The organism is Mesorhizobium sp. M0239 (assembly GCF_040321815.1).
Classification (GTDB): Bacteria; Pseudomonadota; Alphaproteobacteria; order Rhizobiales; family Rhizobiaceae; genus Mesorhizobium.
This window is the reverse complement of sequence record NZ_JAMYSG010000012.1, coordinates 44,137-55,796: the sequence shown is the minus strand read 5'-3', so window position 1 is coordinate 55,796 and position 11,660 is coordinate 44,137. Positions and strand designations below refer to the sequence as shown.

The window sequence follows — 11,660 nt, the reverse complement described above, 5'->3', positions numbered from 1 at the left end:
GCCAGTGAAATTGCATTGACGTCCAAGCTGCGTCCGGCCGCCACAAAAATGTGCGATTGGCCGGAGATAGCGTTGTCGGGCAAGGCGGTTATGGTTTATGGCTGCTGCCGTCGATTAATGCATGTCGTTCAAAAGTGGGGACCAGTTTTGAAACAATGGCATGCAACTGGCATTGAAATGGCGCCGAAAGGGCGAGATCCAATCATGTTCTTCAAGCGAGTTGGTCAATTGAAAGCACCGCAGAGGGCTGTTTTCCTGGCGCTTTCAGTAGTTGTTCCATCGCTCTTTCTGTCGGCCTGCATGTCGTCGGAGAAAGATATCGACCTGTCGACCTATGTCGACCAGACCGAGCCGGCCGATGTTCTCTACAATCAGGGCCTTGCCAATCTCAATGCCGGGCGCCTGCAGGAGGCGAGCAAGAAGTTCGACGCCGTCGACCGCCAGCATCCCTATTCAGAATGGGCCCGCAAATCGATGGTGATGGGCGCTTTCGCCGACTATCGCCAGGGCAATTACGATGAGGCGATCGGCTCGGCCAAGCGCTATCTCACGCTTTACCCGTCGACCGATGACGCCGCCTATGCGCAGTACATCATCGGCTTGAGCTACTACCGTCAGATCAAGGACGTGACGCAGGACCAGAAGGAAGCGCGTCAGACCGTCCAGACGATGCAGGATCTGGTCACGCGCTGGCCGACATCGGAATATGTCGACGACGCCAAGGAAAAGATCCGCTTCGCCAACGATCAGCTGGCCGGTAAGGAAATGCAGATCGGCCGCTACTATCTCGAGCGGCGTGAATACATCGCCGCCGTCAAGCGCTTCCGCACCGTGGTCGAGAACTATTCCAACACCCGCCATGTCGAGGAGGCGCTCGCCCGCCTGACCGAAAGCTATTACGCGATGGGTCTGACCTCGGAGGCGCAGACCGCCGCCGCCGTGCTCGGCACCAATTACCCTGACAGTTCATGGTACAAGGATTCATACAAGCTCTTGCAGAGCAATGGGCTTGCACCGCGCGAAAATGCCGGGTCGTGGATATCCAAGGCCGGAAAGATGATCACTGGCGCCTGATCCCAAGCAGACGTTGCAGGCTTCACCAACGCGCCGTCTGCCTGGTTTTGTTGCTTGTCGCGGGTTCTAGCCGCAAAACCGCACGACACTTTTGCGGAACCTGCCTGGAGCACTCGGATCGAAGCGTGCGCTTTTTCGGATTGATCCGGTGCTCAAACAAAAAGATAGTGCGGCGCTGCGACTCCAAACCGTCGCGTGCCGTTCTAGATTTGGGTTCTGATGCTTTCCAGACTGTCGATCCGCGATATCGTCCTGATCGAGAAGCTGGATATCGACTTCCAGCCGGGTCTTTCGGTGCTGACCGGCGAAACCGGTGCCGGAAAATCCATCCTGCTCGATGCCTTGTCGCTGGCGCTCGGAGCGCGCGGCGATGCTTCGCTGGTGCGCCATGGCGCGGCGCAGGGGCAGGTCATCGCCGTCTTCGACGTGCCGCGTAACCATCCGGCGCGTACGCTGCTTGCCGACAATGCGATCGAGGATGACGGCGACATCATCCTGCGCCGCCTGCAGACGGCGGACGGCCGCACCCGCGTCTTCGTCAACGATCAGCCTTCAAGCGTCACCCTGATGCGCGATGTCGGGCGCGCGCTGGTCGAGATCCACGGCCAGCATGACGAGCGCGCGCTGGTCGATCCCGGAGCGCACCGCGAGGTGCTCGACGCTTTCGGTGGCCATCTCGGCGCCGTCCGCTCGACCGGCGAGGCATGGCGGCACTGGCGCGCCTGCGAGCAGGAGCTGTCGCGACACCGCGCCAAGGTGGCGGCGGCGGCGCGCGAGGCTGATTATTTGCGCGCGGCTGTGGCGGAACTGACGAAGCTCGATCCGCAGCCGGGCGAGGAGACCGATCTCGCCGAACTGCGGGCGTCGATGATGCGAGCGGAGAAGATCGCTTCCGAAATCCATGATGCGCAGGATGTGCTGTCCGGCCCGTCCTCGCCCTTGCCGCAACTTGCCAGCCTGCTGCGGCGGCTGCAGCGCAAAGTGACGGAGGCGCCCGGCCTGCTCGACGATGTCGTCAAATCGCTCGATGAGGCGATGCTTTCGCTCGACGCGGCGCAATCGGGGGTCGAGGCTGCACTGCGCGCCACCGAATATGATCCGCAGCGGTTGGAGAAGGCGGAGGAGCGGCTGTTTTCGCTGCGTGCGGCCTCGCGCAAGCACAGCGTCGCCGTCGACGATTTGGCGCAGCTGCGCGACACGATGTCGGCCGATCTCGCCGATCTCGATGCCGGCGAGGAGCGCCTGCACGGGTTGGAAAAGCAGGCCACTGCCGCGCGCGAGACCTATGACATTGCCGCCGCGCAGCTGTCCTCGCTTCGTCATACGGCGGCGGTCGGCCTGACCAAGGCGGTGATGGCGGAATTGCCGGCTCTGAAGCTCGAACGCGCCGCCTTTATCGTGGAAATGAAGAGCGAGGTCGAAAGCCGCATGGAAGAGGGGATCGATCAGATCGAATTCTGGGTGCGGACCAATCCAGGCACGCGGCCCGGGCCGATGATGAAAGTGGCCTCCGGCGGGGAGCTTTCGCGCTTCCTTCTGGCGCTGAAGGTGGCGCTGGCTGACCGCGGCTCGGCACCGACGCTGGTGTTCGACGAAATCGACACCGGTGTGGGCGGCGCTGTCGCCGACGCTATCGGCCAGCGGCTGGCGCGGCTGTCGAAGCGCGTGCAGGTGCTGTCGGTGACGCACGCACCACAGGTGGCGGCGCGCGCGGCGACGCATTTCCTGATCTCCAAATCCGGCACCACCGACCGTGTCGCCACAGGCATTGCCGAAATGGATCGGCCGGCGCGGCAGGAAGAGATCGCACGCATGCTGGCCGGCGCCACCATCACCGACGAGGCGCGCGCCGCCGCGGAGCGGCTGCTGCGTGAGAATACCGCCGTTTCCTGATGGCGCTGCTTCCCGATCGGGGGTGCCTCTAACTGGTGAAATTCGACGCACGAACAGAGTCAGCATATGGCTCCATCCTGCTGTTTCGGCGTGGTTTTGTCAGAATTCAGCTCCCTTCCATCCGAATCCTGATCTATTGTCCCGGGCCAACAGCAGCCAGGTGCAAAACCATGTCCGAAAAACCAGTCGATGCCCTGACCGAAAGCGAGGCCGAAGCCGAGCTGAAGCGCCTCGCGGAAGAGATCGCCGAGCACGATCGGCGCTACCATACCGAAGACGCGCCAGTTATCACCGATGCAGAATATGATGCGCTGGCACGGCGCAACCTTGCCATCGAGGAGCGCTTTCCAGCGCTGGTTCGCGAGGACTCGCCATCGCTGAGGGTTGGTGCAGCACCCGCGGAAGGCTTTACCAAGGTGCGCCACGCCGTGCCGATGCTCAGCCTTGCCAAGGCCTATACCGACGATGACGTCACGGATTTCATCGAACGCGGGCGGCGGTTCTTCGATCGCGACAAGGAGCTCGACATCGCCTTCACCGCCGAACCGAAGATCGACGGGCTGTCGGCTTCGCTGCGCTACGAGAACGGTGTGTTCGTGCAGGGCGCGACGCGTGGCAACGGCGCCGTCGGCGAAGACATCACCGCCAATTTGAAGACTATCGCCGACATCCCTGCGAAGTTGAAAGGCTCGGGCTGGCCCGAAACCATCGAGATCCGCGGCGAGGTTTATATGACCTATGCGGAATTCGAGGCGCTGAAGCAACGCTCGGCAGCGGCCGGCGGCCAGGACTATGTCAATCCGCGCAATACGGCGGCCGGGTCGCTGCGCCAGAAGGATCCGTCCGTCACCGCCAGCCGCAACCTCAAATTCTTCGCCTATGCCTGGGGCTACACCTCGGCGGATCCCGCTCCGACCCAATATGATTCGGTACAGAAATTCGCCGAGTGGGGGTTCAAGATCAGTCCGCTGATGGTGCGGGCGAAATCGGCCGAGGAGTTGATCGCGCATTATCATCGGATCGAGGAGCAGCGCTCGGCGCTCGGCTACGATATCGACGGTGTCGTCTACAAGGTCGACCAGCTGGAATTGCAACGCCGATGGGGCTTCGTCACCGGCGAACCGCGCTGGGCGGTCGCGCACAAATTCCCGGCCGAACAGGCGATGACGACCGTGCAGAAGATCGACATCCAGGTCGGTCGTACCGGTACGCTGGCGCCGGTTGCGCGGCTGGCGCCGGTCACTGTCGGCGGCGTCGTGGTCGAGAACGTCACGCTACACAATGAGGACTACATCAAGGGCCTGGACAGTACCGGCGAGCCGATCCGAGATGGCATCGATGTGCGCATCGGCGATACGGTCGTGATCCAGCGGGCAGGCGATGTCATTCCGCAGATCGTCAGCGTCGTCATCGACAAGCGGCCTGCTGATGCGGTGCCTTACGAGTTCCCTCACACTTGCCCGATCTGCGGCTCGCCGGCGACGCGCGAGATCAACGAAAAGACCGGCAAGGAAGATTCCCGCCGGCGCTGCACCGGCGAACTGATCTGCCCGGCGCAGGCGGTGGAGGGATTGCGCCACTTCGTGTCACGCGGCGCCCTGGACATCGAAGGGCTCGGCGCGGAAAACATAGACACGTTCTTCAATGCGGGATTGATCAAGACCGCCGCCGATATCTTCACGCTCAGGGACCGCCGTCCGGCTGTCACCAGGGCGCTGGCCGAGCGCCGTGAGGAGCAGGCAAGGCAGCGCGAGGCCGCATCGGGCAAGACACGCAAGAATGTGCGCAGCGTCGAGGATCGCAACTATGAGGGCCTCGACAAGCTGTTCGCCGCCATCGATTCGCGCCGCGAGCCGGAGCTGGACCGCTTCATCTTCGCGCTCGGCATCCGCCATATCGGTGAAACGACGGCCGCCGTGCTTGCCCGCACCTTCTCGACCATCGAGGAGCTGATCCGCGTCGGCAAGGAGACAGCGGCAGCGGAGAATCCACATACGGTTTTCCCCTCGGTCAACGGCATCGGCGATACCGTGATCGATGCTTTGCGCGACTTCTTCGGCAATGAGCGCAATGACGACGTGCTTGACGCGTTGCTCCGCCAAGTCAAGCCGAAGCCGTATATCGTCAACGTCTCGGCCGACAGCGAGGTCGCCGGCAAGACGGTCGTGTTCACGGGCTCGCTGGAGAAGATGACACGCTCCGAAGCCAAGGCGATGGCGGAGCGCCTCGGCGCCAAGGTCGCGGGCTCGGTTTCGGCGAAGACCGATCTTGTCGTGGCCGGGCCAAGTGCCGGCTCCAAGCTGAAGCTCGCCAGCGAACTCGGCGTCGAGGTGATCGACGAGGATGCCTGGCTGGTGCGGATCGGCAAGGCATGACCGGACCGTTCAGCGGCTTCGGCCCCAAAGCCATTCCGTTCCTCAAGGCGCTGGATTTCCACCAGAGCCGCGAGTGGTTCCTGGAGAATCGCGACCTCTTCGAAAAGGATTTGCGCGATCCATTCGGTGATCTCGTCGAGACGCTGACCGCGCGCTTCGCGGAGGCAGGTCTCGGCCTGCGCGGCGACCGCAAGAAGTCGCTGTTCCGGATCAATCGCGACGTGCGTTTCGCTAGGGATAAGCGGCCCTACAACAGGCATTTGTCGGCCATCCTGTCGCCCGACGGCACCAAGATGGAGCAGGGCGTGTTCTACGTGCATATCGGGCTTGAGCGCTGCTTTGCCGACATTGCCTGGTGGCAGCCGGAGCCTGCGCTGCTGCTGGCGATGCGCAAAGCCGTCGCGACGAAGCCGGACAAGTTTCGCGCCCTGGTGGCGGCGCTGAAGAAGAACCGGCTTGAACTCGAGACCGAAGGCCGTATGAAGCGTACGCCACGCGGCTTCGAGGAAATCAGCGATCCCGATCTGGTCGCCGCCATCCGCCACCGGCATTTCTATGTCCAGCATGTCATCGATCCGGCCGGAATCCATACGGCTGATCTGGTCGATGAACTCGTCGATTTCACCTTGCGCGCCAAGCCGCTGCTCGACTGGGGCAGGGCGATTGAGGGCAAGATCCCGAAGGAATAAGCGTCTAACTCAGCCGATCCAGCGATCATTTCCGCTGATCGTTTGGCTCAAGCGAATTCGTGTGACACGGCGAGGCGCGCCACCTACATACCGCGCTTCCCTTGTTGTTGTGCATGTCGTTATCCCTGCTACGCACTTTTGGGCGACATGTATCAGGAGTGGTTGATGGCGACGGACGCAATTTCGGAGAGCAGCGAAAGAAGCGATTTCTGGCAGGGCGTGCGGCTGTCGATGCCTGTCGTGGTGGCGTCGGCGCCGTTTGCGGTGCTGTTCGGTGCGCTCGCCGTCGACAATGGTTTCTCGGTCCTGGAAGCCTTCCTGATGAGCGCGCTGGTCTATGGCGGCGCCAGCCAGATGGTCGGCATCCAGCTGTTCGGCCAGCATGTGGCGCCGTGGCTGATCGTGCTGTCGATCTTCGCCGTCAATTTCCGCCACGTGCTCTATTCCGCAGGCATCGGCCGGCGCATCGCGCACTGGCCTGTCACCCAGCAGGCACTTGGTTATTTCATCCTCACCGATCCGCAATTCGCGGTAGCCGAAGCGCGGGCGCAATCGGGCCAGACAGTCGGCTTTGCCTGGTATCTGGGGCTTGGCTTGCCGGTCTATCTGTTCTGGATCGTCGAAAGCGCGCTTGGCGCGCTGTTCGGCAAGCTGATCCCCGACACGCATGCGCTCGGCATCGATTTCCTGCTGCCGATCTATTTCCTCGGTCTCGTGCTGGGCTTTCGCAAGCGGCCGCTGTGGCTGCCGGTGGTCGTCGCCAGCGCCGCCGCCTCGATCATCGCCTACAAGACGGTGGGCTCGCCTTGGCATGTCTCGATTGGCGCTGTTGCCGGTGTGCTGCTGGCGGTCATCCTGCCTCCCCATCACAGCGGCGTAAAGGCACGGCCATGAGCACGACCTTCTGGATCATCATCGCCGGCGCAATCGCGACCTATCTGACGCGAATCGGCGGGCATCTGGTCATCTCCCGCTTCGAAACCATCCATCCGCGCGTCGAGGCCGGTCTCAACGCCGTGCCGGCGGCGGTGCTGACGACGCTGGTGGCGCCGGAACTGTTGAATGCCGGGCCGGCGGAATGGGCGGCTCTGGTGGTCACCGCGGTCGTCTCGCTGCGCGGTGGGTTGATGGCGATGTTTCTGGCGGGTGCGGCGATGTTGATCGTGGCGCGGCAGTTCGTCGGGTAGGGCGTATCGATATTCAGGTGATGACGGCCTGCAAACGGCGGCTTCCTGCGCTTCCGGTGCTCACGTACCCAAAAGTACGCTCCGCTCCGGTTCTCGGAACCCATCGTTTTCGGCTCGTCCTGACCTGAATCTCGACACGCCCTCGGCGCCTCAGAAAATCAGATCTTCGCGTCGTGCGGCAATGGCGCCGTCGCCTTCTCCAGCCAGGCCAGCGTTTCGCCGTCGAGCATCGGGCCGATCTCGGTCAGCACGCGCGCATGGTACGTGTCCAGCCAGTGCAACTCGTCGCGCGTCAGGAGGTCCGACTGCACCAGTCTTGTGTCGATCGGCGCCAGCGTCAGCGTCTCGAAGCCGTGCATGGCGATATCGCCGCCCTCGATCTCTTGCGCCGACGTCACCAGGATCAGGTTCTCGATGCGGATGCCGTAGGCGCCTTCCTTGTAGTATCCCGGCTCGTTGGACAGCATCATGCCTTCGAGCAGCTTTTCGGTGCCGGTGCGGGCGATACGCTGCGGCCCTTCATGCACGGCCAGATACGAGCCGACGCCATGGCCGGTGCCGTGGGCGAAGTCGCAACCGTGCTTCCACAGCGCCATGCGCGCGACGGCATCGATCTCGGAGCCGCGCGTGCCGGCGGGAAAGCGCAAGGTGGAAATGCCGATCATGCCTTTCAGCACCAGGGTGAAGCGTTCGCGCATCTCCTGTGTCGGCTGGCCGATCGGCACGGTGCGGGTGATGTCGGTGGTGCCGTCCTGATACTGTGCGCCGGAATCGAGCAGGAACAGTTCACCGGCCTGCAGCTTGCGGCTGGTGGCGCGCGATACGCGATAATGCATGATGGCGCCGTTCGGGCCGGCGCCCGAAATGGTGTCGAAGGAGACATCGCGCAGCGGCATCTGCGTTTCCTCGCCGGTCTGCCGGCGCTGTTCCTCCAGCCGGGTGACCACCGATATCTCATCGAGCGATCCGGGTTTTTGCCGCTCCAGCCAGCACAGAAGCTTCGCCACGGCCGCACCGTCACGCCGATGCGCGGCGCGCGAGCCGTTGATCTCGGCCTGGTTCTTGGTGGCGCGCGGGATGCGGGCGGGGTCTGCTGCTGCAACGACGACGCCGCCATTGGCCTCGACCAGCATGCGCAGCCTGTCGGCCGCCAGCACCGGATCGAGCGCGATTTTCGCGCCACTCTTGGCAAGTGCCGCAATCGCCGCTTCGAATTCGCCGGGCTCATGCGGCTCGGCGAGCTGGGTGAGGTAGGCCGCGACCTGGCGCGAGAACTTGCGCTTATCCATGAAAAGCTGGTGCGACCCATCGGCGGCGAGGATGGCGAAGCCGAGCGCCAGCGGCGTGTGCGGCACGTCGCCGCCACGGATGTTGAAGGCCCAGGCGATGGAGGAGGGGTCGGTCAGCACCGCATGGGTGGCACCATCCTTGGCGATCGCCGCCGCCAGCCGCGCCAGCTTGTCCTTGGCAAGCTCGCCGGCAAAGCCGATCGGGTGAAGCTCGACGGGAGCCACCGGCGCCTCGGGCTGATCCTTCCAGATAATGTCGATCGGGTTCTTGTCGAGCGGCACCAGCACAGCGCCCGATCTGTCGGCCGAAGCCTGCAGCGCCTTGACCTCGCTGATCGTGTGCAGCCATGGATCAAAGCCGAGCCGTGCGCCCTTGCCAAGATTGTCTTTCAGCCAGACGGCCGGGGGATTGTCGACCAGGCTTTCGATCGAAAAGACGTCGAGATCGACCTCGCTGCGCACCTGCAGCGTGTAGCGCCCGTCGACAAAGACGAAGGCGCGGTCGCGCAGGACGATGGCGACACCGGCCGAGCCGCTGAAGCCAGTCAGCCATTTCAGCCGCGCCGAGCGGTCGGCGACATATTCGCCCTGATGCTCGTCGGCACGCGGCACGATGAAGCCGTCCAGCTCGTTGGCTTCAAGCCATTGGCGCAGCAACGCCACACGCGGTTTGCCGACGGCCGGGTCGCCGGCGGAATCGAAGGTCTGGAACATTGTGGGCCTCCTGCGGTCAGCGCAACCGTAGCGTACGGTCGCGGAAATCGGAATCGATTTCCGGCTGCGCGCAACCTGCTACAGCATCGCTTGGCTGACAATCGGCGGAACTTGGTCCAAGCTCGGTCGTTGCCGGCCTGCATGCCTCAATGCTTCAGATGGATCGTCACCCAGCCTTCGCGGTGCAAGGTGCGCACGTGGCGAAAATTCTGGCCGACATAGGCCGAGATGACGGCGTCCCGCTGGCGCTCGAGGATGCCTGACAGCACGACCGAGCCGCCAAGTGCGATGTGACCAGCCATTTGCGGCGCCAGCCGCATCAGCGGCCGTGCCAATATGTTGGCGACGATGAGATCGAAGGGCGCGCGCTTGCCGAAGATCGGATGGTGAAAGCCAGGCGCGGTTGCTGTTTCCACCAGTGCCTTGACGTGGTTGAGCCGCGCATTGGCGGCAGCCACCCGCACCGCCACCGGATCGATGTCGGTGGCCAGCACAGGAATATGCGCCAGCTTGGCGACGGCGATCGCCAGCACCGCGCTGCCGGTGCCGAGGTCGAGCGCATTGCGCGGATGCTCGCGCCGAACCACTCTTTCAAGCATTTCCAGGCAGCCGGCGGTGGTGCCGTGGTGGCCGGTGCCGAAGGCGAGGCCAGCCTCGATCTCGATGGCGAGTTCGCCGCTGTGGCGTTTCCTGCGGTCATGCGCGCCGTGGACGAAGAAACGGCCGGCACGCACCGGCTTCAGCTCTTCCAGCGAATGCGCCACCCAGTCGATGTCGGGCAGGGCCTCGCGCTTGATCGGCTTCGACAGGGAAAGGCCGGCAAGGATGTCCTTCAAGCGGGTCTCGACCGCATCGACGTCGCCATCGGCATAGAGCGACACTTCGTGGATGTCCTTGTCCTCGTCGACCTCCAGGACGGCGATCGGCAGCCCTTCTTCCTCGAAGGCTGCCTCAAGCGCTGCGAAAATGCTGACGGACTCGGTCTTTCCGGTGGTGAAGTAAAGGCGCGTCTGGGTCATGAAATGGTAATCAGCCTTTCGCCGCCAGCCGCTTCAGCTTGGCGATGGCGGTATCGGCGCTTTCGCCGTAGGCGATGGTGCCGGCAAAGTCGCCCTTGGCGTTGAGCAGCAGCACCGAGGCGGTGTGGTCCATCGTGTAGTCGCCGTCGCCGGTGTCGACCTTCTTCCAGTAGATGCCGAACGACTTGGCCATGGCATGGACCTTGTCCGGAGCGCCCGTGATGCCGACGATGCGGTGGGAGAAATTGCTGACATAGGCGTTCATCACTTCCGGCGTGTCGCGCTCGGGATCGACCGAGACGAAATAGGCGTGCAGGTTCTTGCCGTCGTCGCCGAGCGTCTTCAGCCAGCCGGCCAGTTCGAACAGCGTGGTCGGGCAGACCTCGGGGCAATGGGTGAAGCCGAAGAAGACGACGCTGGGCTGCCCCCTGAAGGCGGCTTCGGTGATCGGCGTGCCTTTCTGGTCGACCAGGGTGAAGGCGGCCCCGAACGGTTCGCCGCCATAGTGGCCGCGGTACCAGTCGAAGGTCAGCCAGCCGATGCCGGCCGCCATCAGGACGAGAATGCCGACCAGGATAGAACGCATCATCATCAAAAGTCCGTCTGCAGAAATCGCCGCGCCGGCTCAATGCCGCGCCTGTGCGACAGTCTTAGCGGTTCGGCCTCGCACAGGCAAAGTGCCGCGTTGCCGCAACCGCGGCGGTGTCGACCTATCTGCTTGCAAAGCCGGGCTGCTCGCCCCACCTGTGACCGGCAACTCGAACCGCAGGAGGCTAGTTTGCGACGACTGGTTGGGCGACGGCTGCTTGGGCACGGACTGATTGGGCGGAAACTGATCGGCGGCGCCTTGGCCGCCTGCGTTGTCCTTGGCGCCGGTGCTGCTGTCGCCGAGGAAGTCGGCAAGGTCGGCGTCGACTGGCTTGGCAACGACATCATCGTCGAGGCGATCAAGGATCCGAAAGTGGAAGGCGTGACCTGCCATGTCTCCTATTTCGATCGCGGCATCATCGATCGCCTGCACAAGGGCAACTGGTTCGAGGATCCGTCCGATTCCTCGATCTCCTGCCGCCAGACCGGTCCGATCACCATCGGTGACATCGACATGAGCGAGGGCGGCGAGGAGGTGTTCAAGCAAGGCATCAGCCTGATCTGGAAGAAGCAGGTGGTGAACCGCATCTACGACAAGCCCAATGAGACGCTGATCTATCTCTCGCATTCGCGCCAGGTGCAGAACGGCTCGGCCAAAATGTCGGTCACCACCGTGCCGCTCTACGGCCAGAACGTGGTGTGGAGCAAAGGCAAGCCGTAACAGGCGGCCCAGTTCCTTCCCGGAACTGGCCGGACGGACGAATGGTCCCGCTTGCGGGACCATTCGCTCGGCGAATCCTTGCTGGAAAGGATCTGACGGACGATTGGCCCC

The 11,660-nt window shown here is 63.4% G+C and carries 10 protein-coding genes; 7 read left to right on the top strand and 3 right to left on the bottom strand.

Annotated features, from left to right (window positions below; genetic code table 11):
• Nucleotides 1-204: 204 nt before the first annotated feature.
• The 6 genes from NKI99_RS14535 to NKI99_RS14510 all read left to right on the top strand — a co-directional run bounded on the left by NKI99_RS14535 (nucleotide 205) and on the right by NKI99_RS14510 (nucleotide 7,218).
• On the top strand, nucleotides 205-1,074 hold the full coding sequence (locus NKI99_RS14535) for an outer membrane protein assembly factor BamD (RefSeq protein ID WP_023813133.1): 870 nt from the start codon (nucleotides 205-207) through the stop codon (nucleotides 1,072-1,074).
• A gap of 219 nt (nucleotides 1,075-1,293) precedes the next feature.
• The gene (gene recN / locus NKI99_RS14530; protein ID WP_352611269.1) at nucleotides 1,294-2,967 is read left to right on the top strand and encodes a DNA repair protein RecN; all 1,674 of its coding nucleotides are present in this window, start codon (nucleotides 1,294-1,296) and stop codon (nucleotides 2,965-2,967) included.
• Nucleotides 2,968-3,137: 170 nt separating this feature from the next.
• Nucleotides 3,138-5,342 (top strand): NAD-dependent DNA ligase LigA, encoded by a 2,205-nt coding sequence (gene ligA / locus NKI99_RS14525; RefSeq protein WP_352611267.1) that lies wholly within the window; start codon nucleotides 3,138-3,140, stop codon nucleotides 5,340-5,342.
• Nucleotides 5,339-6,031, top strand: a complete 693-nt coding sequence (locus NKI99_RS14520) for a DUF2461 domain-containing protein (protein WP_352442243.1) — start codon at nucleotides 5,339-5,341, stop codon at nucleotides 6,029-6,031. Before ligA ends, NKI99_RS14520 begins: the two co-directional genes overlap by 4 nt.
• Nucleotides 6,032-6,196: 165 nt before the next feature.
• Nucleotides 6,197-6,925 (top strand): AzlC family ABC transporter permease, encoded by a 729-nt coding sequence (locus NKI99_RS14515; protein ID WP_128303502.1) that lies wholly within the window; start codon nucleotides 6,197-6,199, stop codon nucleotides 6,923-6,925.
• Entirely contained in the window at nucleotides 6,922-7,218 is a 297-nt protein-coding gene (locus NKI99_RS14510) for an AzlD family protein (protein WP_352442244.1), read from the top strand. The genes NKI99_RS14515 and NKI99_RS14510 overlap by 4 nt, the downstream gene beginning before the upstream one ends.
• 158 nt (nucleotides 7,219-7,376) lie before the next feature.
• Here the strand turns inward: NKI99_RS14510 and NKI99_RS14505 are convergent, their stop codons facing one another.
• The 3 genes from NKI99_RS14505 to NKI99_RS14495 form a co-directional block, all read right to left on the bottom strand.
• Nucleotides 7,377-9,221 carry an aminopeptidase P family protein gene (locus tag NKI99_RS14505; RefSeq protein WP_352611265.1) on the bottom strand — a complete coding sequence of 615 codons (1,845 nt, stop codon included), beginning with the start codon at nucleotides 9,219-9,221 and terminating at the stop codon, nucleotides 7,377-7,379.
• A 146-nt stretch (nucleotides 9,222-9,367) separates the two neighbouring features.
• Nucleotides 9,368-10,240, bottom strand: coding sequence for a 50S ribosomal protein L11 methyltransferase (locus NKI99_RS14500; protein WP_352611264.1), 873 nt, complete (start codon nucleotides 10,238-10,240; stop codon nucleotides 9,368-9,370).
• A gap of 10 nt (nucleotides 10,241-10,250) precedes the next feature.
• Nucleotides 10,251-10,829 (bottom strand): SCO family protein, encoded by a 579-nt coding sequence (locus NKI99_RS14495; RefSeq protein ID WP_352611340.1) that lies wholly within the window; start codon nucleotides 10,827-10,829, stop codon nucleotides 10,251-10,253.
• A gap of 228 nt (nucleotides 10,830-11,057) precedes the next feature.
• Between NKI99_RS14495 and NKI99_RS14490 the strand changes: the two genes are divergently transcribed.
• Entirely contained in the window at nucleotides 11,058-11,549 is a 492-nt protein-coding gene (locus NKI99_RS14490) for a CreA family protein (RefSeq protein WP_023813125.1), read from the top strand.
• Nucleotides 11,550-11,660 lie beyond the last annotated feature (111 nt).